The sequence below is a fragment of the Kineococcus gurbantunggutensis genome (assembly GCF_050871925.1).
Lineage (GTDB): Bacteria > Actinomycetota > Actinomycetes > Actinomycetales > Kineococcaceae > Kineococcus.
The window spans coordinates 1-22,058 of record NZ_JBJLSG010000084.1 but is presented as its reverse complement, the minus strand read 5'-3'; the positions used below and the strand labels follow the sequence as shown (position 1 = coordinate 22,058).

General features: G+C 70.1%; 22 protein-coding genes and 2 pseudogenes. 13 read left to right on the top strand and 11 right to left on the bottom strand.

The features are described from left to right. The first annotated feature begins 203 nt into the window (after positions 1-203). Positions 204-656, top strand: a complete 453-nt coding sequence (locus ACRYR7_RS15660; protein WP_432573039.1) for an ATP-binding protein — start codon at positions 204-206, stop codon at positions 654-656. Positions 657-935: 279 nt separating this feature from the next. On the opposite strand, the pseudogene ACRYR7_RS15655 reads toward ACRYR7_RS15660, so the two are convergent. Both ACRYR7_RS15655 and ACRYR7_RS15650 read right to left on the bottom strand, forming a co-directional pair. Next, a pseudogene (locus ACRYR7_RS15655) lies at positions 936-1,309 on the bottom strand (WhiB family transcriptional regulator). A gap of 1,366 nt (positions 1,310-2,675) precedes the next feature. Further along, positions 2,676-3,185: a hypothetical protein gene (locus ACRYR7_RS15650; RefSeq protein ID WP_432573038.1), complete on the bottom strand. Its 510-nt coding sequence runs from the start codon at positions 3,183-3,185 to the stop codon at positions 2,676-2,678. Between the two features lie 255 nt (positions 3,186-3,440). Between ACRYR7_RS15650 and ACRYR7_RS15645 the strand changes: the two are divergent. Together ACRYR7_RS15645 and ACRYR7_RS15640 are read left to right on the top strand one after the other, a co-directional pair. Next, positions 3,441-3,722: pseudogene (locus ACRYR7_RS15645) on the top strand (HU family DNA-binding protein); the annotation flags it as partial. Positions 3,723-3,973: 251 nt separating this feature from the next. After that, positions 3,974-4,555: a Uma2 family endonuclease gene (locus ACRYR7_RS15640; RefSeq protein WP_432573037.1), complete on the top strand. Its 582-nt coding sequence runs from the start codon at positions 3,974-3,976 to the stop codon at positions 4,553-4,555. Between the two features lie 34 nt (positions 4,556-4,589). Here ACRYR7_RS15640 and ACRYR7_RS15635 read toward each other — a convergent pair whose 3' ends face one another. Beyond that, positions 4,590-8,078 (bottom strand): CHAT domain-containing protein, encoded by a 3,489-nt coding sequence (locus tag ACRYR7_RS15635; protein WP_432573036.1) that lies wholly within the window; start codon positions 8,076-8,078, stop codon positions 4,590-4,592. Between the two features lie 121 nt (positions 8,079-8,199). Between ACRYR7_RS15635 and ACRYR7_RS15630 the strand changes: the two genes are divergently transcribed. Continuing rightward, entirely contained in the window at positions 8,200-8,571 is a 372-nt protein-coding gene (locus tag ACRYR7_RS15630) for a hypothetical protein (protein WP_432573035.1), read from the top strand. Between the two features lie 1,038 nt (positions 8,572-9,609). Here the strand turns inward: ACRYR7_RS15630 and ACRYR7_RS15625 are convergent. Continuing rightward, positions 9,610-10,296 (bottom strand): TlpA family protein disulfide reductase, encoded by a 687-nt coding sequence (locus tag ACRYR7_RS15625; protein ID WP_432573034.1) that lies wholly within the window; start codon positions 10,294-10,296, stop codon positions 9,610-9,612. A gap of 465 nt (positions 10,297-10,761) precedes the next feature. Here ACRYR7_RS15625 and ACRYR7_RS15620 point away from each other — a divergent pair, with 465 nt between their 5' ends. Next, positions 10,762-11,403 (top strand): hypothetical protein, encoded by a 642-nt coding sequence (locus tag ACRYR7_RS15620; protein WP_432573033.1) that lies wholly within the window; start codon positions 10,762-10,764, stop codon positions 11,401-11,403. A 120-nt stretch (positions 11,404-11,523) separates the two neighbouring features. Here ACRYR7_RS15620 and ACRYR7_RS15615 read toward each other — a convergent pair whose 3' ends face one another. The 5 genes from ACRYR7_RS15615 to ACRYR7_RS15595 all read right to left on the bottom strand — a co-directional run bounded on the left by ACRYR7_RS15615 (position 11,524) and on the right by ACRYR7_RS15595 (position 14,425). After that, on the bottom strand, positions 11,524-11,886 hold the full coding sequence (locus ACRYR7_RS15615) for a hypothetical protein (RefSeq protein WP_432573032.1): 363 nt from the start codon (positions 11,884-11,886) through the stop codon (positions 11,524-11,526). 354 nt (positions 11,887-12,240) lie between these two features. Beyond that, the gene (locus tag ACRYR7_RS15610) at positions 12,241-12,741 is read right to left on the bottom strand and encodes a hypothetical protein (protein ID WP_432573031.1); all 501 of its coding nucleotides are present in this window, start codon (positions 12,739-12,741) and stop codon (positions 12,241-12,243) included. 360 nt (positions 12,742-13,101) lie between these two features. Next, entirely contained in the window at positions 13,102-13,524 is a 423-nt protein-coding gene (locus ACRYR7_RS15605; protein WP_432573030.1) for a hypothetical protein, read from the bottom strand. Between the two features lie 321 nt (positions 13,525-13,845). Further along, a complete protein-coding gene (locus ACRYR7_RS15600; protein WP_432573029.1) occupies positions 13,846-14,043 on the bottom strand; it encodes a hypothetical protein in 198 nt (65 codons plus the stop codon). 253 nt (positions 14,044-14,296) lie between these two features. After that, a complete protein-coding gene (locus tag ACRYR7_RS15595; RefSeq protein ID WP_432573028.1) occupies positions 14,297-14,425 on the bottom strand; it encodes a hypothetical protein in 129 nt (42 codons plus the stop codon). A gap of 336 nt (positions 14,426-14,761) precedes the next feature. Here ACRYR7_RS15595 and ACRYR7_RS15590 point away from each other — a divergent pair, with 336 nt between their 5' ends. Both ACRYR7_RS15590 and ACRYR7_RS15585 read left to right on the top strand, forming a co-directional pair. After that, entirely contained in the window at positions 14,762-14,992 is a 231-nt protein-coding gene (locus ACRYR7_RS15590) for a hypothetical protein (RefSeq protein WP_432573027.1), read from the top strand. A 322-nt stretch (positions 14,993-15,314) separates the two neighbouring features. Further along, entirely contained in the window at positions 15,315-15,722 is a 408-nt protein-coding gene (locus ACRYR7_RS15585) for a hypothetical protein (protein WP_432573026.1), read from the top strand. A gap of 53 nt (positions 15,723-15,775) precedes the next feature. Here ACRYR7_RS15585 and ACRYR7_RS15580 read toward each other — a convergent pair whose 3' ends face one another. Together ACRYR7_RS15580 and ACRYR7_RS15575 are read right to left on the bottom strand one after the other, a co-directional pair. Next, positions 15,776-16,261 carry a GNAT family N-acetyltransferase gene (locus ACRYR7_RS15580; RefSeq protein ID WP_432573025.1) on the bottom strand — a complete coding sequence of 162 codons (486 nt, stop codon included), beginning with the start codon at positions 16,259-16,261 and terminating at the stop codon, positions 15,776-15,778. A 125-nt stretch (positions 16,262-16,386) separates the two neighbouring features. After that, positions 16,387-16,650 (bottom strand): hypothetical protein, encoded by a 264-nt coding sequence (locus ACRYR7_RS15575; RefSeq protein WP_432573024.1) that lies wholly within the window; start codon positions 16,648-16,650, stop codon positions 16,387-16,389. A gap of 194 nt (positions 16,651-16,844) precedes the next feature. On the opposite strand from ACRYR7_RS15575, the gene ACRYR7_RS15570 reads away from it, so the two are divergent. The 6 genes from ACRYR7_RS15570 (at position 16,845) to ACRYR7_RS15545 (ending at position 21,933) form a co-directional block, all read left to right on the top strand. Next, a complete protein-coding gene (locus ACRYR7_RS15570; RefSeq protein WP_432573023.1) occupies positions 16,845-17,606 on the top strand; it encodes a SigE family RNA polymerase sigma factor in 762 nt (253 codons plus the stop codon). Then, positions 17,603-18,805 carry a hypothetical protein gene (locus ACRYR7_RS15565; RefSeq protein WP_432573022.1) on the top strand — a complete coding sequence of 401 codons (1,203 nt, stop codon included), beginning with the start codon at positions 17,603-17,605 and terminating at the stop codon, positions 18,803-18,805. Before ACRYR7_RS15570 ends, ACRYR7_RS15565 begins: the two co-directional genes overlap by 4 nt. Positions 18,806-18,980: 175 nt before the next feature. Then, on the top strand, positions 18,981-19,730 hold the full coding sequence (locus ACRYR7_RS15560; RefSeq protein WP_432573021.1) for a hypothetical protein: 750 nt from the start codon (positions 18,981-18,983) through the stop codon (positions 19,728-19,730). A 609-nt stretch (positions 19,731-20,339) separates the two neighbouring features. After that, complete coding sequence (locus ACRYR7_RS15555; RefSeq protein ID WP_432573020.1) at positions 20,340-20,696, top strand: hypothetical protein; 357 nt, start codon at positions 20,340-20,342, stop codon at positions 20,694-20,696. Next, complete coding sequence (locus ACRYR7_RS15550; RefSeq protein WP_432573019.1) at positions 20,693-20,863, top strand: hypothetical protein; 171 nt, start codon at positions 20,693-20,695, stop codon at positions 20,861-20,863. The genes ACRYR7_RS15555 and ACRYR7_RS15550 overlap by 4 nt, the downstream gene beginning before the upstream one ends. 107 nt (positions 20,864-20,970) lie before the next feature. Then, complete coding sequence (locus tag ACRYR7_RS15545) at positions 20,971-21,933, top strand: leucine-rich repeat domain-containing protein (protein ID WP_432573018.1); 963 nt, start codon at positions 20,971-20,973, stop codon at positions 21,931-21,933. Positions 21,934-22,058: the final 125 nt, after the last annotated feature.

Genomic DNA, 22,058 nt, shown 5'->3' with positions numbered 1-22,058 from the left:
CACCCGCACCCGGCACACCCGCACCCGGCACACCCGCACCCGGCACACCCGCACCCGGCACACCCGCACCCGGCACACCCGCACCCGGCACACCCGCACCCGGCACACCCGCACCCGGCACACCCGCACCCGGCACACCCGCCGCACCCACCGCTGCCCGCGGCTCATCGGCGCCGGCCCCGGACCACCCCTGGGCGCCGGGGGTGCGCCTGCAGCTGCAGCTGAACGGCGACCTCAGCGCCGCCCGCCAGGCCCGCCACCTGCTGCACCGCTGCTGCGAGCAGCTGCAGCTGAGCGAGCAGGTGCGTCAGGTCGTGCTGCTGCTGGGCAGCGAGCTGGTCACCAACGCGATCGTGCACGGCGGTGCACCCGCCCGCCTGAGCATCAGCATCCCGCACGCCGGATCCGCCACCGAGGACCCGGGCACCGGGCAGGAGCAGGGCACCGGGCAGGAGCAGGGACCAGGCCAGGACGGCACCCGCCTGCGCCTGGCCGTCAGCGACAGCTCCACCGCGCTGCCCGTGGTGCGCGCTGCGGACCCCGCAGCTTCCGGCGGGCGCGGGATGCACCTGGTGCACGCGCTATCCGCGGCGTGGGGGGTGCGCGTGCACCCCGGCGGCAAGAGCATCTGGTGCGAGATCACCACCGCACCCTGACCGCGCACGATCACCGACCACGCACGCGCACCGACCACGCACGCGCACCGACTACGCACGATCACCAATGGGTCGCGATCACCGGTGGCGAAGTGCCCGCCGAGCAGGCTCGCCGAGCGGACTCGCACCCCGCAGGCGGCGCAGGCACCCGTAAGCCAGCCCCCTCCACGGGCCCGCACCACGTCCCAACGGTGCTGACAGCTGCGCAACCAGGACAGCTGCGCAACCAGGACAGCTGCGCAACCAGGACGCCCGCACCGCAACGGGCCCGCACCGGCCTCAGCCGGCGCGACGCCACCTGCCAGCGCCCTGCTGCTCGCCCTGCTGCTCCCCGCCGTCCTGCTCACCGCTGTGCTGCTGTGCGCCCTGCTGGCGATGCGTGCTGCGCAGCTGCTCGCGCTGCTCCTCGCTCAGCCCACCCCACACCCCGTACGCCTCGTGGTGCTCCAGGACGTGCGCGCGGCACCGCAGCAGCACCGGGCACCGAGCGCACACCGCCAGCGCGGCAGCATCACGCCGGCGCCGGGCCGCGCCGCGCCGCGCTCCAGCTCGGGGTGGAAGAACAGCTCCGCATCGGCCTGGCGGCACGCACCGCGCAGCTGCCACTCCCAGGCACCGGCGGCAGGACGCAGCCCCGACACGCTGTGGTTCACGCTTTCCCCCCGCTGGACGGCGACCCCGGCACTCCCGGCACGCACCCTTCCCCAACACAGTGCAATCAGTCAACTACGCAAAGCGACTACTCGTGCGGTTCACCGCCCCCGACCTCGACCCCGGACCTCCTCGCAGCGACGGCACCGACGGCGGCGACGGCACCGACGGCGGCGACCGCCGCGAGCTCTGGCTCACCGCGCTCACCGGGGACATTGCGCTCATCGGGGGCACCGCGCTCAGCGAGGTCAAGAACCGCGGAGCAGGAGGCACCCCGCACGGGGCGGGGGGAGCGTGCAGCACGCCTTGCGCTGCCCCCGCCGCGGCGAGCGGGACAGGAGGAGCTGGGACCCACCTGCGCCCGGCCCGCACCGCACCCACCCCTCGCCCACCCGCGGCGAGCCCCTCGGGCCGACTTCGCCCTGAAGTCGGCGCACCACCCCAGAAGGCACCGCGCCCTCTGCCGCACCGGCGCGATCGAGGCCTCGAACGCCCACCGCCGACGAGCGATGCGCACCCGCGGGCACCTCACACCCCGAGGGTCCCGCCGCCGGCACGAGCGCAGGACGAGGGGGGTGATGCTGCTCACCCAGGTGGCACCGCGGCGGCGGCGATGGACGTGCCCGACCAGCGGGGGCACGCCCGGTCAGCAGGGGCACGCCCGGTCAGGGCGGGCACGCCGGGGCAGGAAGAGCGTGCCGGGACCGGAAACGGGAGGAGCGCGTGGTGGTGCGCAGCGAGGAGGTGCCCCGCCCCCGCTGCAGCGAACCCTTCCCGCACCACCTGCTGTAGATGGAGCGCACCTGCACCGGCGTGGTGCTGACCCACCGGTGCACCGCGTGCGCCGCGTGCACCGAGGTGTTCTGCACCGCCTCACCCCGTGAGTCCACCCACCTGGTCACCGAACCCCCGCCGAGCCAGCACGGCACGAGAACGGCAGGACCGGCTGATGCAGGGGTGAGCACCAGACGCGGTGGGTGCCGGCGCGCTGCGCGCCTCGGCTCGGCTCGGCTCGGCTCGGGCAAGCTGCCGGAGCGGCTCGGGTGCCGCTGCGCGGCACCAGCGCGACCGGCATTGTGCTGCACCAAGTTTGGCGGCTGCGGTGGAAACTCCCTCGCTGCGCTCGGCAGTTTCCTGAGGTTGTGAGTGTGCGCCACCTCGCTGCGCTCACCGGTGCACGCCAGGGTCCTGCTCACTGCGCTGCGCGCAGCGAGCAGCGCAGCAGGGGAAAAGCAGCGGGGCGCTGCGCGCCCGAGGCGGTGGACCGAGCAGCGGGCCTGCGGCCCGGAGCTTGGAAACCCAAGGGGCTGCCGCAGCTCGAACCACCGGGTTCACCGCAGCGCCCTGTACGAGGTTCAGCGGTGGGGTTCAGCGTGAGAGCTCGCCGTCCTCGCCCTCACCGGCCTGGACACCACCTCCGCGCGACGGCTCTCCCGCGGGGAAGGACTCACCCGTCAAGGGCGCGTACGCGCACCACCCGCCATCCCCCGCCGGCACCTGCGGCAGGACCGGCGGCGGGTCCTGCTCCTCCAGCACCGCCGGATCGCTCAGCACCGCCAGACGCGGCTCGAGCACCACGTGCCGACGCCGCGGCACGCTCTGCAGCGCCCACGCCAGCACCTCCTGAAGGTGCACCAGCAGCAGGTTCAACCCCGCCACCTGAACCGGCACATCCGGCCACAACGCGTTCGCGCTGCCCTGATCCACCCGGCAGCACCGGCGAAGCTGCTCAGCACCGGCGTGCAACTGCAACGGCGGATCCTGCACCTCACCCTCCCACCGGTGCAGCACGAAGGCCCCCTCGACGCAGCTGACCTGCGCACCGGTGCACTCGCCCAGCCGCCGCCCGAGCTCTACCAGCAGCTCCTCACCCTCCACCACCCCAAGCTGGGGACACCCACCCGCAGCAGTCGCAGGCATCGCCCTGACAGGGCACAGCACTCCGCGCTCACCGGCGCCGTCAGCGGTGCCGTCAACGGCACCGTCGCGGGCAGCGTCCCGACAGCACCAGCGACAGCAGCGGTAGTGGATCACCAGCGCTAACCTCCAACGAACCCGCAGCCGGCGCACCCCCGGTCGCACCGCCAGCAGGACAACCACCGACCACCACCACAGCCAGCCACCCCAGGAGGCACCGTGAACCGCTCCGAGCTGATCACCACCCTCGCCCAGCGCACCGGCCTGCCCCAGACCACCGCCGACGCCGTCCTGCGCGCCTTCGGCGACGTCCTCACCGACGCCGTGGCCAAGGGCGAGGACGTCAAGCTGCCCGGCCTGCTCACCCTCGAACGCGTCCAGCGCGCCGCCCGCACCGGCCGCAACCCCGCCACCGGCCAGAGCATCGAGATCCCCGCCAGCTACGGCGCCAAACTCACCGCCGGCACCAAGCTGAAGAACGCCGCCAACGGCCACTGAGCTGAACTGCTCACCTGGCTCACTCCAGGCCCACCCCAGGCCCACGAGCACGGACACGGGCGCGGGCGCGGGCAGGCGCAGCGGTACCCGCTGAGCACCCCAGCCGCAAGGACCAGGGCGCGGAGAGCGAGCGGACGCGCTGCCGGGCCCTGCAGGAGCTCTCCGGGGCTCCAGCAGGACCCCCAGCAGGCACTAGCACAGTCCCCAGGCTCTCCCAGCCCAGCAGCCATGATCACAGCTACCATGGGCCCATGAGCCTCAGCGCCCCGCGCCTGGGAGTCCCGCAGGACACCTGGACCACCGCGACCGCCGGCTTCAACGAGCGCATCGAAGTCGTCGACGGGGAGCTGACCATCCGCCGCATCGGGGGCAACCCCCACCACCACATCGCCCAGCGCCTCGCCCACGAGTTCGAGACCCAGTGGGACCGCTACGCCACCGCCCCCGGCAACTGGGCCCTGCAGCTGGCCCCGGACGGCTCGGTGCTGCAGGGCCGCATCCCCGACGTCCTCGTCAACGGCGAATCGCTCATCACCGAGGAGGTCTACCGCGGCACCCCCGACGCCGCCGTGGAGGTCTGGTCACCGGGCAACACCCTGGCCGAGATGAACGACAAGCGCGCCCAGTACCGCCACGCCGGCCTGCCCGTCCTGCTCGAGGCGTACCTGAGCGACGGGGCCACCGTGCACCTGGAATGGCTCACCAACGCCGGCACCCACTGGGCCAGCACCACCGTCGCCGCCGGCGACACCCCCCTCAGCATCGCGGCCACCAGCACGCACCCTGCCTTCAGCGTCATCCCCAACGCCCTGCTGCGCCGCCCCAGCACCTGACCGCCGAGCCTGGGCTCAGATGGGTGGATATAGTTTAGGTTCCATAATGAGTATAGGCGCACCAGATGGACGGATAGCGCCGATAATATTTTTTCAGCTCCGCCAATGCCGAATGCAGTGCGCGTGCAGGATTCGCCGATCGGCTCTCACCGCTGGATTCTAGCAATGCTGAATAGAATTCCGACGCGAGCAGCGCCGAGGCGTCATCGTCCACCTCCCAGAGAGTTCCGACTACCGAAGGAAATCCAGCAACCTGCATAGCTGCCGCAATATGCAGCGACTCATCAGGCAAGTTCGAATCTGACTTAGCCGTGGAACAGGCCGACAAGAAAACGTTGGCGGGGCTGCTCGCCTGCATCCTTGCTATCTCAGTGACAGTAAGCGGATTTTCCTTCCAGTCACCCAGCAGCAATAGGCTTTCCGAAGGATTTGAAGTGTCAGTGAAACCGTGGCACGCGAAATGCACCAGTGGGTAATGATCCAGCACGTCTGCGGCGGTTTGCTTCATAGGAACCGGATCTAGATGCACCTCGACGTTACCGCGGAACAAATTACGCAAACTGCGCACTTCATCATGGACACCAGGCAAGTCATTAGCTCCCGGTGTTGACGGCATTGCAATAACAGCCAAAGTCGCCTCGTCGTTTTTCAGATGAAATGTGTCTTGTCGTTGTAACGCTCGAGCGCGCTGCCATGTGCTAAAGGATGTGACACATGACGAGACACAGCGACTTGCCACGCTAGATCTCGAACCGGAAGAATTTTGACGCAGCCCAGCTGCGTGGATAGGCAGACGAGAGAGAAGTCCAGATAGGCACCAGTAAACGTGTGTATCAGGCTGCACGCCAACCCGCTCTTCGAGCTTTGCCATGACAGGTTCGGCTAGGTTAATCCATAGCCACTCCAGAACTTCTTCTATTGCTGACTCCGCTTGCGCTCTTTCCCTGGCGCTAGAGGCGCCGCTCCCGCACACATCCAGACTCGAGAAGAACCGGCTATTCAACCGGGAGACCTCGCTGGAAGCAACAGTCGCGAGTTGGACACTCGTCAATCCTTCTGGTGTGAGGATGATGGCGTCGGAACGAATGTCACATATGTTGACAATAATTGCGGCTTCACCCGCTCGCAAGGTCGGGATGAACCCGTTCATGTCCATGCCTGGGAAGTGCTCGAATCCCGGCATAGATTGAATCTTTTGAACGACCTCTGTTAAAATTTCGTTAATATGCAGCCGAGGGTCCGACGTGAACTCGACATTGACCTTATCACCATCGATGTTGGTGCGGGCTCCTTCTCGGGCGAGCTTCAGATTGGCTGCATCGGTCGCTTTCATCAAATCTTCGTACTCGTCCGCCAATTCAGGATGCTTCAACCGTAACTCAGACAGGTCGGCATGTCCTTCAAGCAATCCTCTGACAAAGAAGGCGCGACCTTGCTCCCACAAGATTACGGATTTTTCAAGGGTTGCCACTGAAGGTGAAGGATCACCTGCAGCATCCGATTCAGCTAAAGCGCAAGCTGCTGCGAGAGTTCCCCAAGAGGCGTGAGAATTCAAACTCCTAAGCATCTGGTGTTGATCAGCGTCTCCCATCCCTCGACCTAGAGCCGTTCGCGCGTATTCACCAGTCGCCTTGAACGCCTCAACTGCAGCGCCCCAATGACCTTGTTGAGCGCACCGCAATCCCCAACTTTGAGCTGCAGCGGCTTTGGCTGCCGGTGAAGTAGTGAGCATGCTGGCAGCTTTGGCGGCTTCAATGGCTTTGAGCGCATCTTCGCCATCACCACAACGGCCATAGCGCAGCCAGTAGTAGTCGCCTAAGTGTACGAGGCAAGCTTGTTGCCGGTGACTCAGATCGGTGCCGCTCAGCGCTTCCTGCGCGAATGTGATGGCATTGCCAAGATCTGCCAGGTCGCCATTTAGGCGATAGCGGCCAATCAGTGCTCGTGCATACCTCAATTGACGCATGCTCATCACTTCCCGGTCTCCGTCGGCCTCCTCAAGTGCAGACTTCAGCAGCTCAATAGCTTCCCCCAAGAAGGTCACATTCGCACTGCGTTCGTTCGATGCCAATAGGGCGTCTGCCAGTCGCGCTCGAAGCTCTGAGTCAGCGAAGATAGAAGAAGGTGCAGAATCTAAAGCCTTGCGAGCGAATTCTATTGCTGAATCTAGGTCATCATCTTCCACCGTAGCCGCGGCCACGGATGCTAAGATGTCCGCTCTGATGGAGAGCAGCGTGCAGAACTCTGCTGCATCGAACTCGGGCAACGAGTTCGCCATATTCTCTAACGGTGCGGAGAGTCTTTCAGACTCTTTTAAGTCGAAAAATCGACGCGTCACCCTAAAGCGCTCGACGAGGGCGAAACACATTCTTCCCCATGCAACGACGAACCTGTCTCTCCTCGCCGAGATGTTGGGTGCATGCTCAAGAACTGCGTGGATGCACTCATTGAGCAGTCCGACATCGCCGGTGTGCCGAAATTGCGCGAGTAGGAGGGTCTGCAGTTCTACTGCATGCCTACCCAGTTCTTGTTTATCTACTTCCTTAGCTAGGCATTCACGGATAGCGTCAATTATCTGTTCCAAATGCAGATCGTTCTGATCGATTGCATTCTGGTGGAGGCGAGCTTTAATAAATGTATTTAAGCACGGCAATCGGGCGGTGCTAGTGGTTGGAACTTTTTCCAACAAGATAGACACATAGGACGCCGACTGGTGCGCATCCTCGAGCATGAGCGAGGCTTTGGCCTGTAGAAGCAGCGCTTCCGCGAACTGAGCGTCAGCGAGGTATTCGAATGCTACTAAGTTAGATTCAGTTACGATGGTTTGCAGTTCCTCAGCACAGCGTAACGCCTCTAGTGCATGAGTTTGACCGCCTATGTGCGTCGCTCTTGCGTTGACAACGATCGACATCTCCCGCATTGCCGTGGCCGCACCTTCGGGGACGGTTGCTCGCACCGCACTGGCAGATGCCCTCAAGTGACGGATCGACGCCTCGGCGTCTTGAGGGTGGTGCATATCAACGTAGCGCGACCTCAGCATCAAGCCGGTATTAAAATGGTTGCGTGCCGTAATGGTCGGCCGATTGGTTTCCAACTGTAGCGCTCGTTGCGTGACAGTTAAAGCAAGATCAATACCGAGTGTATCATCGGGTTTTACTTGCTCGACACACTGTTGCCCAAAGTCGCTCCACGTTCCCTGCCTCAGGTGAAGAATTTGACAGTATTTTTGCACGTGCTCTCGCAGGGCTTCCGGCACATTTCGCTGCTCGTGCATGTACGGTATTGATAGAATATTTACCGCCTCCTCAAGTGGGGCGAGGGAGCGATTGATCAGGTAAATGCAGTAGTTGTAAGTTCCGACAATTTGCAGAAACTGAAGATCGTTAGCCGGCGACGCGGTGTTCGCTATCAGAAATTGCACATCGGCCACATTTTGCTCAGACAGGTACTCATGCGCGTTTCCTGAACTGTTAAAGGACAGCCATGCGCTGACGGCACGTTGCAGGACATCTTCTCGCGTCATTCGCCGAACTCCCTCACCCTTGAGCGCTGGCCACCACGACGCACCACTGCTAGCGTCCTCGAGCAAGATAACGTGGCTGGCCCAGTAGTGGGAAGCATTTGGAACAGCACGAGGAGACCCGGTGGAGCACGCAGAGGTCAGCGTAGAGGTACCGATGTCATTCCTGCGTGATGCCAACCTCCTAGAGACATCGCAGGTGTCGCTCGTCCCACGCCAGAGAAGCGGAGATCCTGCGACCAGTGCAGCTATCGCTATTGAACTAGTAGGTCTTGCCGCCAACATGGTGACAATCGCGGTAGCGCACGAAGATCTCCGGAACATCTGTGCACGACTAATTGACTGGGCCAGAGGAAGTTCCAGCAACTCCGAAACCGCGACGGAAATTACCATCAAGTACCGCAAAAGTGGAACTGTCGTGAATCTGTCGACCGATAACCCCAGCAGTCAACTTGTGAACGACGTCATCTCGGCGATTCGCACAGAATCTGAGTGAACTAGTTACACTGCACGCTTACAGCCTGTTGCAGAAGTTGGGTCGAGGTCCTGGGGTGTCGCACTGAGCTAGTGCACGGCCTAGTCGACATGGTCATCAATGCCCTCGCTGGGCCTCGTCAGCGGGTCAGCGATGAACTATGGGAGCCGCTTGAACCGCTAATCCCGCCGCCACCGGCACCAGCACTGCGTAGGCGCACGAGTCGTCCGCAGCATAATGACCAAATGGTACTCGAAAGCGTTGTTTTCATGCTGAGTACCGGCATCGGCTAGGCCAAGATCCCGCTTAAGCTGGGCGACGGATCGGGCTGGGCGTGTCGACGGCGCTTGTGCCAGTGGCAGGAGGCCGGCGTGTGGGACGAGTTGCACGGCGCCGTGCTAAACCATCTGGGCTCGCCAGGCCTACTGGACTGGTCTTGGGTGAGCGCCGACCCCGTCAGCGTCCGGGCGAATGAAGGAGCACGATGACGGGGCGCAATCCCACCGACAGGGCAAAGTTGGACTGGGGGCACCTCCCGCCTGCGGGAGATAAATACCACTTGCTGGTGCCGCCGACGGGTTTCCGCTGAACGTCGTGCTCTCCAGCGCCAACCGGCACGGCTGGCTGCTCCTGGTACCGCTGCTCGACGTTTAACGTCCCATCAACGGCGCCGGGCGCGGCCACCCACGCCGGCACCCGCTCAAGCTGCGTGCCCCGCTCCCCCATGCTTCACGTGGGACGTACCCCCAGGACTATAACAACCGCCAGGTCCTTGCCTACCTGCGTCGACGCGGCGTCGCCCGCATCAGTGTGAATCCAGCCAGCGCGTGGGCCGCCACCAGCTGGCGCGGGGGCCTGCTGCACGATCCAGTGACACCGATCCACCACCGCAACGCGCACCAGCTCCCATGGCCTGCCCGCTCACAATGAGCCCCGAGCACCTGGCGCTGCACCTGGGCCAGCGGCACGACGCAAGCCTGTTCCCGCGCGCCCGACGCGCCCTGCGCGCGAGCTGACGCTGCGCGCTCGGGCCACAGTGCGCCGCCCCTGCCCGCTGCCCTACCCGCCCGCGCCCGCGCCCGCGCCCGGCGAGGGCACCGCTACGGGCGAGGACACCACCGGCTCCACCGCCCCCTCGGCCAGCACGTCCTCGACCAACCCCTGCAGCGTGGAGGCGTCCACCTCCCCGGCCACGCTGGCCGCCACCCGCCCCTGCACGTCCAGCACCAGCGTGGTCGGCGTCGCGGCCGGCACCACCCCGCGCAGGCCCAGCAGCACCGACCCGTCCGCATCGTCGATGCTGGGGTAGCCGATCCCGTAGCGCTCCTGGAAGGCGCGCACCCGCGCCGCGGAGTCCTGACGCACGTTCACCCCCACCACCTGCACCCCCGGCCGCCCACCAGAGCGCCCACCAGCCTGCTCATCGGGCTCAGCACCCGGCTGCGCCTCCACAGCTTCGGCGGTGCCGGCGGTGCCGGCGTAGCGCTCGGCTACCCCCTGCAGCACCGGCGCCTCGGCCCGGCACGGAGCGCACCCGGCGTACCAGGTGTTCAGCACCACCACCGACCCGCGCATGTGCGCGATGTCCACCGCCTGGCCCTCCACGGTGCGCCCGGCCACCTGCAGCGGCGCCTCGCGCTGCTCGATGGGCACCTGCACCCACGCCCGCCCGGCGCTGACCGCCTGCTGCGGGGCCGGCAACCCGTCCCCGCCCCCGCACCCGGCCAGCAGCACGAGCACACCCACAGCGGCACCAGCAGCAGTACCCGCGCCCCTGCTGGCAGCCGTACCGGCGCCGGCGCGCGCACCGAGCCTGATCCGGCGCCCCTGGTCCTTCACCTGCCTCACCACCCCAGTATCGCCAGCCCACCGCTGACCCCGTGCCGCCCGCGCTGCCCGCGCTGCCCGCGCTGCCCGCGCTGCCCCGCCGGGTCGGGCCGCGCCGCCAGCAGGCAGCGGGCATCAGGCAGCGGGCATCAGGCGCTGTCCTGACCACCCGCCGCCGGTGGCGCAGCGGTCCTGGTCGGCGCAGCACCCGCCGGTGGCGCGCTGCAGGCGCGATCACGACGGGCTCAAGACGCCGCCATCGCACCCAGGGGGGCGAACGCCTGCCGACCGGCGCCCCGACACGATCACCGCACCCGGCACGAGCGCTGCACCTGACACGAGCGCCGCACCTGACACGAGCGCCGCACCTGGCACGATCACCGCGTGCACGAGGAGCCCGACAGCACCACCCGCACCGCGCACGCCGTGGACGCCCTGCGCCAGTGGCTGCTGACCGAGGACGCCTTCGCGCGCGGCGCGGCCACCGATGGCGCCTTGAACCGCCAGCAGGACCGCATCGCCGCCCTGCTGGGCCCGCACGCGGTGCCCACCGCCCACGAGCACCTGCGCGGCCACCTGGCCCGCGGCGGGCGCATCGCCGACCTGGCCGGTCAGCCCTCGCAGCTGAAGGAGCTGCTCACGCTGCTGCGCAGCACCCGCCGGCGCGGCTTGGAGCAGCAGCGCAGCCCCGCACCCAAGGCGCAGCAGGACCCGCGCCCCAGCGCCGTGCTGGTGATGGCCGAGCACCACGGCGGGGAGGCGGTGTGGAACCGCCCGCGCGGCGAGGGCGGGCCCGTGCGGCTGAGCGAGCTGGGGGTGCCCGACGCGCTCGCGCGGCGCCTGCGGCGGTGGAACGCCACCTTCGAGGACCTGGCCCTGAGCGACTTCGCCTGGCCCAGCCCGCAGGCGCACGCCGCGTGGGTCCAGCAGGGCCTGCAGCTGGCCCACGAGCTGCAACTGCAGCTGCCCGAGGTGGACGTGCGCTACTTCCACAGCGGCGGCGACCGCCCGCTGCGCAGCCGCTGACGGGCCCGCACCGCCGGGCACCGGCACCGCGCTCGCGGCGCGGGCCCGCCCGCACCGCGCACGGCGCGCGCCCGGCAGGTCAGCACCTCCGGCACCCGGGCGCCCACCCCGCGCGGACCTTCACCGCGCGCGGTGCTGCCTCAGCCCACGGCCGTTCACCTGCACCTGCACGTCTTCGCCCAGCTCGTGCTGCACCTCCCACGCCAGGGTGAGCCGGTCCCGGGCCAGCTGCTCCTGCAGGCGCCGGCTCTCCTTGCTCTCGCCACCGGCCCCCTCCCCCAGACCCACGCCCTCGCCCTGGAACCACTGGCGCATCCAGTGCCCCGAGAGGACCTCCTGGCGCCGGCGCCACTCCTCCAGCCGCCGGCACAACCGCGCCGACAGGCCCAGCTGCTGCGGCCACAGGTGCACCAGAGCGCCCACGCCCGGGGAGCGGTCGATCAGGATCGAGGCGTAGTCGAAGTCCCACTCCAGCGAGATCACGGTGGGGGCGTGCTCCTCGCGCGCGGCCGCGCCGCGCGCTCGCCGCCTGCGTGCAGCACTGCCGCGGGGCACGGCACCAGTGTGCCCGCACCGCCACCAGCTGGCGCGGGGGTCCGCTGCAGGATGTGGTGACAGCGACCTGTCACCGGATCGCGCAGCACACCCCGTCATCGCCGGCGCGGCTAGGTGTACCCGCCCGCAACGCGTCAACGCCCATGCCGCCACGGCGTGGTCACCGCCCGCACAACGCTCCCGCTGGGCGACGGATGCGCTCACACCGGCACGGCAACGACGGCTCTCAGCGTTCCCGCAACGCTTGAGCGCTCCCGCAACGCTTCAGCGCCCCGCAACGCATCAGTGCTCGCGCAACGCCAGCGTCAGCACCAGCTGCGCGCACCGCTCGCCACCGCCAGGACCCCACCGCACCGGCGCCCTGACGGTGAAGGACATCCGCCCGCTGAAGCTGGTGGTGATGTCCGGCCAGACCCACCACCCCGCAAAGGGCCACAGCAGCCCCCAGTCCTCCGGGTCCCGGCCCAGCACCTGCAAGCGCGGCTGCCAGGGCGGCTCCCCCGAGGCGCTGTCCAGCAGCACAGCCGCACCACCGCACGTCACCCGCTGCGAGAACGTGCTCACCGCGGCGTAGCGGCTCACCCCCGCGGGCCCGGCGAAGTCCACGCTCACCGGCAGGGGCCACTCGCGAAGGTCCTCCAGCTCGTCGTGGTCGTGCAGCAGCGGGCGATCGGGAGCTGGCACCAGCGCCACTCGCGGCAGCGGCAGGTCAGCACCAGCACCAGCGCCGGTGCCGTCCATGCGCACGGACGCCCTGACGGACAAGCGCGCTGGGCCGGCCACGGGGTACAGGGTGCCCCACACCTGCCGCCCGTGCCGGTACCGAGCCCGCTCGGCAGCTGACGGGTCTGCTGGAGGTCACCCCGAGCTGAACCGGATGCGGGCCAGCACACCTCATCGCGCCTCCCGCATGCGCGCGCCGGCCGGGCTCGGGGCGCGGCCGGGAGCGCTCGTCAGCAGGCACCGCCCTCGCCCGGGGGGCTCGGCGAGCTCCTGCGCTCGACCCACCGGCTCACGGCGCGAAGTGGTGCATCCCAGCGCACTCGCCGACCCGCCCACCTCACACCGGGCGCGGCGGCAGTGGCGCGCTGAGCAACCTGCGGGGCGCCACCAGTAGCACCGGCAGCCAGCGGTCTTACGCCATCACCGGCAAAGCTTTTGAGCCTCGACCTGCTTCCGGTACAGCCGGTAGCTCTGCCCTCCTGCCGTGATCTCCAGGTAGCGCCTTGCGCGCCCGAAGGGGCGCGGCTCTTCCTTCTCCTCGAAGCGACCACGCAGGTACTCACCGGCCAGGCTCACCAGCAAGTGCAGGATCGCCACCTGGCCCTCGTGCGCGTGGTCGAACTCCTGGTGCCCGAACCCTGCGGGAACGTCGATGAAGAACGCCTCGGCGCCGGAGGTCCAGATCCGCACCCTCCGGTCGGCGGGGAGGGGTCCGGAGCCACCCGGTGGTGACGGACGGATCAGGATGGTGATGTACCCGCCGTCCCGCTCGCTGCTCACGGACAGCCCGCCGACCTCCCGGGCGGCGCTTTCGACGACGTCCTGGACCTCATCCAGGTCCACCCCCCACCTCCTGCTCCGCTCGTGCCCGCCGTTCCTGCACCGGCTCCGGCTCCGGCTCGCCCTCCCCGATGCAGTCGCCGACTCCTGCGCACCGCCTCCCGGCGGCGTGGACGTGGCGGTCTCGTCGGTAGCGGCGCGAGAGCACTGCCGGGCCGGGAGCCGAAGGCGTGCGGGGCACGCACGCTCTGAACGAGGCGGTGCGGGCGGCCGAGTCCTCTCCGCGGCACCCACCCGGACCCCGCGTGCTCCCCCGTGGCGCCGGCCTGGACACCCCTGGCGCCCTGGCCCAGCAGCCGGCCCCACACCGCTACCGGCGAATCCTCAACCCCCCTCTCCCTTCCCCCCTCCGTTCATGGCCGTGCCCTTGACCCAGCCGACCACGAGGACCAACAGCCCCAGACCGGCACCGGCCAGGCAGGCCTGCCACCACGACCAACCCGGGGCTGCCTCGAACTTCACGGCGGCAGCGAAGCCGAGCGAGACGACGACGTACACGATGACCGCCACCGGGGTGGGCACACCCAGCGGTCGAGCACCCTGCGCTGGTCCAGGTACCTCTCGAGGCATCTCACGTCCCTCGTCTCTGCGTTGTTCGAGCACGGTGCGCCCCGTGCTGCCGATCCTTCTAGCACCCAGCCGCGACCTCGCGGCTGTACCCACGCCGCCGGGAGCTCCGTCGCCGCTCACCGCACCGCGCTGCACCGCGCCAGGGGTGCGCTCGCGCACCGCCTCGGGCGCGGTGTCGGTCCCCACGGGTCGGGTGCTCGGTGGCTCACTTCTTCCGGCGGTCCAGGAAGTACTTGACCACCAAGCTGCCCACGACGGCCACCAGGCACACGACGACAAGCAGCGGGATCGCCCCGGGTTCACGCAGCCCGTTCCTGATGGATTGCTCGAACAACGCTCTTTCTCCCAGCTCAGCGGACGGACAGCCTCGTCGGTGGCCGGTTGCGCGTCAAGCGCCGGCGACCGTGGGGCCCGTGGGTCTGCCGCACGATCCGGTGACACGTCAGGCACCGGACAGCCCACCAGAGCCGCACTCACCCGTTCGGGTGAGCCGCCCGAGACCCCGGGCCACAGCGGTGGTGGCCCACCGCCCGCACTGGCAGCATCAAGCGCAGCGGCACCACCCAGTACACGCTTCCACGCCCCCGGGCGCACCAGCAGGGGCGCACCGGCAGGCGCACCAAGCCAGGGGGCACCGGCGCGGGCACGAGGAGAAGGCGGAGGGCGCTCGATGAGCTACGACCCGGGGATCCTGCCGCTGGCAGCAGGCGTGCTGCTGGCCGGCATCGTCTGCATCGTCTTTCGCTCCCGCTTCGCCAAGGCCTCCAACGGCACCTACCAGGGCGCCGGCATCGACAAGCTCGTCTTCGCCCAGGCCAAGCTGGAGAAGGGCATGGTCATCGCCGGTGTTGTCCTGATCACCGCCTCCCTGGGCGTGGCCCTGGCCGGCTTCTTCGTCTGAGACCCACCGATCCGCCCGGGACCCACCGCGCGAGGCGACGCACCGCCGCCACGCACCGCCGCCACGCACCGCCGCCACGCACCAAGGGCCGCCGCGAGCGGACGCAGGGCCTCGAGGCAGGCCCTGGCACCCCCCGGGGGGGGTCACGGTGCGCGCACGTCGAGCCCTCTTGCTCGCCGGCTCCCTGAGCGGCGCCGACCGCACGGACACGGCGCCGGCCAGGACGTCGACGACGGCAGGACCAGCCGGTCTGCGCGTCTCACCTCAACCGCACCGTCGGGAACGTCCAGGTCTCTTCCCGCGTCGTACCAAGGTGAGGAGCTTGCGCGGGTATCGCACCGCGGCCCTGACCTTGGCCACTGCCACCGCTGCCACCGCTGTGGCGCTGGGAGCCTGCGGTCACGACAACCCCTCACGGCACGGCGAGATCATCGTCGCCTCCGCCACGGGCAACGCCAGCATGTCCGCCGCGATCACCGCCCCCCTGAGCCGAGTCGGATCGTGCATCGGCCTGGGCGAGTCACTGGTGATCTGGCCCGAAGGCACCACCTGGGACGCCTCCACCGCGACCCTCACCCTCGCTGACGGCGACACCGTCGAGCTGGGCGAGGAGCTGCACACCGGAGGGGGCAGCATCTCACCGCACCTGCTCGCCGCCGACTCCGAGGAGCTGGCCCAAGCACTCACCGACTGCAAGGCTCCACCAGATCAAGACGTCTGGGTCATGTGAGCACCCGCCTGCGGCTGACCGTGACCAGTCCCACCCTTGCGGTCGTGGCGCGCTCAGCGCACGTCTGAGGACGACTCCGGGGCCATGTTGTACGTGATCACCGGGCTGCGCTGCGCGAGCCGGTCGTAGAGCCCCTGGGCGGGGTTGGCCCGCCCCGTCGTCCACCGCACCGTGGACCACCCCTGGCCCGCGGCCATCGCGCGCAGGTGCTCCAGCACCGCGCGCGCCCCGCCACGCCCGCGCTGGGCGGGATCGACGAACAAGTCGTCCAGCCAGCACCCGACCGAGCCGGCCAGGGGCCGCTCGAAGAGGCGGTAGTGCGCCAGACCCACCACCTCCTGGCGCTGGTGCTCGCGCAGGAGCAGGCAGCGGGTCTGGGCCCGCGGGTCGAGGATCCAGGACCACACGCGCGCCAGGTGCTCGCCGCTCAAGGCCTGCCCGGCGACCTCGCCGTAGGCCAGGTACAGCCGCTGCCACGCGACCCGGTCCGCCTCGGTGGCCGGGGTGATGGTCCAGGTGGCGGTCTCCGCGGTGCTCACCGACTCAGCCTTGCGCAGGTGGGTGCGCGGAAGACCGCGGGGTGCGGGCAACGCACGGTCATCCCGCTGGCCAGGACTTCAGGTGCCACAGCTTGGCGTACCCGCCAGCTGCCGACAGGCTCATATCAGTCCTGCGTCCGCTCCCAGATCAGCGCGCAGACCACCCACCACCCCACCTGGACCATCCCCGTCCACGACAACGCGGCAACCGCCAGCACCACCAGGACCGTGCTGCCTGACGTCACCCCCGAGACCAGCAGCAGCAGCCCCGCCACCAAGCCGGCCACCGCTGCGTAGCGCATCACCTGCAGGTAGGGGTTGCCCCGGGTGTCCTGACCGATCAGGGCACGACGACGGGTGGGCAGGGCCGAACCGCTGGGTGCGCTCACGAGACCATCATGGCCAGCAAAGCGCCCACGCGGCACCGACACCGCCGACACCGCCGACACCGCCGGCACCGCCGCTCAGCGGGCGCTGGACCGTGTCGTGGCCGGCGAGCTCCTCCTGCAGCCTGTCAACCGCCGAGGCCGCGCCGGCGTCTGGAACGGTGACCCCCGCCAGAGCGACGTGAAGGACGGCACCTGTGCACACTCACGGGCAGGACTCCCCGCAGGGCCCTGACCCCACCTGGCGAGCACACCGCGACCAGCGCGGCGAGCGCGACTTCGAGGACTGGGTCAACGCCAGCGCCGACCAGCTGATGCGCACCGCCCTCTTCCTCACCGGTGAGCGTCATCAGGCCGAAGACCTCCTGCAGGACGTCCTGGAGCGCACCTACCTGCACTGGCGGCGGGTCAACGACCCCGCCGCCTACGCCCGCACCGTCATGGCCCGCGCTGTCACCGACCGCTGGCGCCGGCTGGGCCGTCGCCCCCGCGAAGTCACCCTGGACGCCCTGTGGCCTGAGCAGAGCCAGGGCAACGGTGGTGCTGGCGCCCTCAGCGGCCATCACGCCAGCAACGCCAGCAACGCCAGCCGCGACCACGCGGAGCGCTACGCCGAGCAGGACGAGGTCGTCACCGCGCTGCGCCAGCTCTCCCCGCGCCAGCGCGCGGTGCTGGTCCTGCGCTACTACGAGGACTTCACCGAAGCGCAGATCGCCGACGCGCTGAACTGCTCCACCGGCACCGTGAAGACCCAGGCCTCACGCGGCCTGGCCCGGCTGCGGCACCTGCTGGGCACCTCTCCAGCCGATCCACCCGATGCCACCGCGCAGCCGGCCCCGCAGCCGGCCCCGCAGCCGGCAACCGGGCCGGCCCAGGTTACTCACCTGCTCCCCCTCCCCCTCTGCCTCCCCCTCTCTTCGCACCGCTCGGTTCCCTCGCCCGAGGAGCGCACCCGATGAGCCACCACGACCCCACCCACGGCGGCATCCACGACGGCATCCACGACGGCGCTGCCAGGTGCGCGGACGGCGTCGACGAGGCCACCGCGCACCGCCTGCGCTCGGGTCTGGAGACCGCCGGCCGTGACGTGCGCGCTCCGGCCGGGATCGTCACCGCCGCCCTGCGCGGTGGCCGGCGCCGCCGCCGCCAGCGCCGCGCCGCGATCGCCTCGCCCATCGCCGCTGTGGCCCTCGGCGCGCTGGTCCTGAGCTGGGCCCAGCCCTGGAGCGGCGGGCAGGTGCGCACCGTCCCGGCCGCCGGGCAGGCGCGCGAGGGGCAGCGCGCCGCCGCCGGCATCGACGACGTCCTGGCCCAGTTGCCCCTGCCCGAGCAGAGCGGGCCGGACCTGGGCGTGGCCCAGCAGGTTCTGATCGACCGGTGCCTGGCCGCGCAGGGTCTCGACGTGGATCGCGCCCGGCTCACCCTGGACGCCGCCGACCCCATCGCGAACGCGGCCACCCGCAGCCGGGACGTGGACGAGCTGGAAGCGTGGAGCGCCCACGGCTTCGACTACGGCGTCAGCGCCTCCCTGCGCGCGGTGCTGCACGAGCCCGGCGCCGGGCAGCTGGGCGAGTACCTGCACGGCATCCCCGCCGGCTACCGCGAGGCCCTCGACGGCGACCCCGCCCAGGAGCTGACCGTGCCCTCGGGCCAGGGCGGCAGCCTGACCGTGCCCACCACCGGCTGCCACGGCCAGGCCCTGGAGCAGCTGTACGGCACTGACGTGGCGACGTACGCCCGTACCCACGTGGCGGTGCGGGCCCTGCCCGAGCAGCTGCTGCAGCAGGTCAGCGCCGACGACGCGCTGAGCGCGCCGCTGCGCACGTGGTCGCAGTGCATGCACGCGCGCGGCTACCAGGTCTCGACCCCGGCGGACCTGCCGGTGCAGCTGCAGACCGAACGTCGGGACCTGCTGCTGGACAAGCCGGACGGCACCACGGCCACCGAGAGCGACTTGAGCGCCTTCGCCGGCGCTGAGGGCCAGCTGGCCGCGGCAGATCGCGACTGCAAGGACACCAGCGCTCTAGCTCCTGCCTTCGCGAAGGCTCTCGTGCGGCACTGGGCGCCGATGGCCGCCGAGCACGCTGAGGATCTGGCCGCCTACCGCGAGATGCTGCAGCACGCCCGGCGGGTCGCGGTCGAGGTGAACCCGCGCTGAGCAGCACCCGCGCGGGGGCTGCGCGAGCGTCCGGTGAACCGGCTCGTGCCGAGCGGTGGTGCGATCAGCAGGGGGATCGCACCACCGCTCGCCGTGCGGGTCAGCACGCACGAGGGTGCGCTCGGGCGCGCCGCACCCGCACGCCGTCACCCCGGCATCAGCGAGCATGGCGGTGATGAGCATGCACCTGTGCACCGACCTCACCGCCGCCGCCTGGATCACCCAGGACCCCCAGCCCTGGAACAAGCTGACCGCCCTGGGCCCCACCGGCCTGCCCGCCTACGCGCGCCTGCTCTTCCTGCCCGACCCCACCCACCCCGGCCAGAGCGAGAACCAGGCCCCCGAACGCCAGGACGGCCTCTGCGAGAGCGACCTGCTGCGCACCGCCCTGAGCCACCTCAGCGCCCACACGAGCACACCCGAGGAGTGCTACTTCCTCCTCTGGGACGGCTGGGACCTGCACCCCCGCCCCACCGCCTCCCCGACCGGCTTCCCGACCGGTTCTGCCACCGGCCACGAGCAGCACCGGCACGCCGCTGCGCGCCGCGGGCCTGCCCGCCCCAGCGGCGACCCCGAACACCCCGCGCCACCGGCCGGCGCCCAGCCCGGCGTCCACCCGCACGCACCAGGGCCCAGGAGCGGCGCAGCGCTGGTGTCGCTGCCCGAACGGGCCTACTACCTCTTCCGCGGCACGATCGACGACCTCGGCCAGTGGGGACCGGACCTGCCGGCCACGCCCTCCGGCTGGGCACCGGACCCCGCCTTCGTCTGGCCCGCCGACCACGCCTGGTGCATCACCCGAGACGTCGACCCGCACTACGCCACCATCGCCGCCAGCACGTGCGCGATCACCGCGCTCCTGCGCGAGCGCCGGCTCGAGGTCGTGCCCACCGACCCCGACCAGCCCCAGCCGTACTACCTGTGAACCGCCCGCTGACGAGCGCGCGGCCACCCCGGGTTGCGGCGCGGGCTGCGGCGCGGGCTGCAGCAGGCAGACAGGCGAGGCACCCGCGGGGCACGGTGCTCCCGTGAGCACCCCACAGACCGGCTGGCAGGCCTTCTCCCCGCAAGAGCCCGACTGCCCAGCGCACCCGCGCCAGCTCGCCGGCACCAGCGAGCCGGCGGTGCTGGGCACCGTGACCACCACCGTCCACGACCTCACCGCCGGCGCCGGCTCCGTCCACGTCGCCGGCCCGGCACCGGCACCGGCACCGCGCCGGCACCGGCTTCGGTGTCAGCACCGGTGTCAGCACCGGGCAGCTGATCGACGCCGCTCTCGCCGAGCTGCACCAAGCCCGTCGGCTCCTGACCGACTGAGCAACGGCTGATCGACAGCCCCCGCACCACACGCGCGCTCCTGGCGCGGATATCACGCTCGCCCCCGATGCATGGGTGATCCGGGGCCAGCCCGTGCTCTGAGCCACCCGCCTCGGGCACGCTGAAGGGGACGCGCGCCGAAGACGACCTGCGCGCGCCCGCCGGCGTGAAGGGGTGGGCCAACCCCCGCCCCCGCAGCGAGGTGGAAACAGCCCTCGTGGGCGCGCTGAGCGCGGTGGGCGATGCCGACGCGAGTGACCTCAGCCGGAAAGCGGTGATCAGCCCTGCCGGGCACACGCTCGAAGCCTGCGAGCCGGCCGAGCACCCCGCCGCGCTCCTCGACCTCCCCGCCGACGGCGCACCCCCCGCCCTCCCGGCGCAGGTCGCCGAGCAGCGGGCCCGGTGGGCAGCGCTGCTGCGGCAGGTGGCGCACGCGACCTGCCGGCTCCCCCAGGACCACGCCGGGCTGCACGTCCGCGTGCGCCGCTGCACGCGGGCCGGGACCAGGAGCTGGCAGTGGGCGGTGCAGATCCCGGCAACCGGTGATCAGTGGCCGGTGATCAGCGGCCGGTGATCAGTGGCCGCCCAGCGCCTGGACAGCGAGCACCCCTGGGACATGCCCTGCGCCAGGTCCTGCGCCAGGCCCTGGACCAGTCCGAGCTGTGGTTGGCCGGGCAATCCGCCGGCCACCTGCTCCTGGACGGCGAGCCGCCGGGTCCTGCAGGCCCCGACGCCGTCTGAGGCACCTGGCGCGAAGCCCAGCACGACAGTGGGCCTGCTGCACGATCGGTGAGAGGTCACCGACATGTCACTGATCGTGCAGCAGACCCCTGCGCCAGGATGGATCCGTGAGCACTGCCGCAGGGACCACGCATACCGCGAGCACGCCCACCCCCTGGGTGCAGCTGAGCGGTGCCGCCACCGCCGCCGCCGTCAGCGCAGCAGCCACCCAGCTCAGCACCCGGCCCCGCGCGGTCCTCAGCGTCTTCGACCTGCCAGAGACCGACCTCGGCTTCCTGGCCGACCTGCCCGCGCTGCACGAGCTGCGCATCGGCTACAGCGGTGTCAGAAGCGTGCAGGCCCTGGCCCACCACGCCCAGAGCTTGCAGAGCCTGACCCTGATGCTGGGCCGGCACGCCCTCACCGTGCAGGACCTCGCCGAGCTGAAGAACCTGCGCCAGCTGTACCTGAGCAAGCACGGGCGCGCCGCGGTGCGCGACGTGGAGCAGGTCCTGCCGCATCTGCACCGGCTGGAGCACCTGGTCCTGCACGGCGTGAGCGTGCCCACCCTGGACGGGCTCAGCGCCCTGCCCAGCTTGAGGGCCCTGGCGCTCAAGCTGGGCACCGCACCGCAGCTGCAGGCCCTGGCCCAGCTGCCGGCCCTGCGCTTCTTCGAGGCCTGGCAGGTGCGCGGGATGAAGGACCTCAGCGCCCTGGCCGCCTCATCCACCCTGGAGGTGCTGTACCTGGAGAGCCTGCGCCACGCCCAGCTGCCCGACTTCTCCGCCGCGGTGGCGCTGCAGCACGTGCAGCTGGACAACCTGCCCCTGAGCGAGGGGGTCAACGGGCTGGCCGCGGCCCCGCAGTTGCGGCAGCTGTCCATCACCCGGCGCCTGTTCGAGCTAGACGAGGTGGCCCCCTTGCGCCGGCACCCCACTCTGCAAGCCGCCTTCGTGTCCCTGCGCGGGCGCGGCGTGAGCGATCGGGACTGTCAGCTGGGGCTGCGGCGCCCGGATCCCGCCCCCTTCAGCGCCTACGCCGCGGGTGTCATGGGACTGCCCGACCTCACCGAGGAAGGCGCCGGGCAGTAGCACCGGGCAGCAGCACCGGGCAGCAGCACCGGGCAGCAGCACCGGGCAGCAGCACCGGGCAGCAGCACCGGGCAGCAGCACCGGGCAGCAGCACCGGGCAGCAGCACCGGGCAGCAGCACCGGGC

Excerpts from the sequence above, each read along its gene's own strand:
- ACRYR7_RS15560 (WP_432573021.1), top strand. The coding sequence starts at position 18,981 with ATGAGCATGCACCTGTGCACCGACCTCACCGCCGCCGCCTGGATCACC.
- ACRYR7_RS15640 (WP_432573037.1), top strand. The coding sequence starts at position 3,974 with ATGAGCCTCAGCGCCCCGCGCCTGGGAGTCCCGCAGGACACCTGGACC.
- ACRYR7_RS15590 (WP_432573027.1), top strand. The coding sequence starts at position 14,762 with ATGAGCTACGACCCGGGGATCCTGCCGCTGGCAGCAGGCGTGCTGCTG.
- ACRYR7_RS15635 (WP_432573036.1), bottom strand. The coding sequence starts at position 8,078 with ATGACGCGAGAAGATGTCCTGCAACGTGCCGTCAGCGCATGGCTGTCC.
- ACRYR7_RS15565 (WP_432573022.1), top strand. The coding sequence starts at position 17,603 with ATGAGCCACCACGACCCCACCCACGGCGGCATCCACGACGGCATCCAC.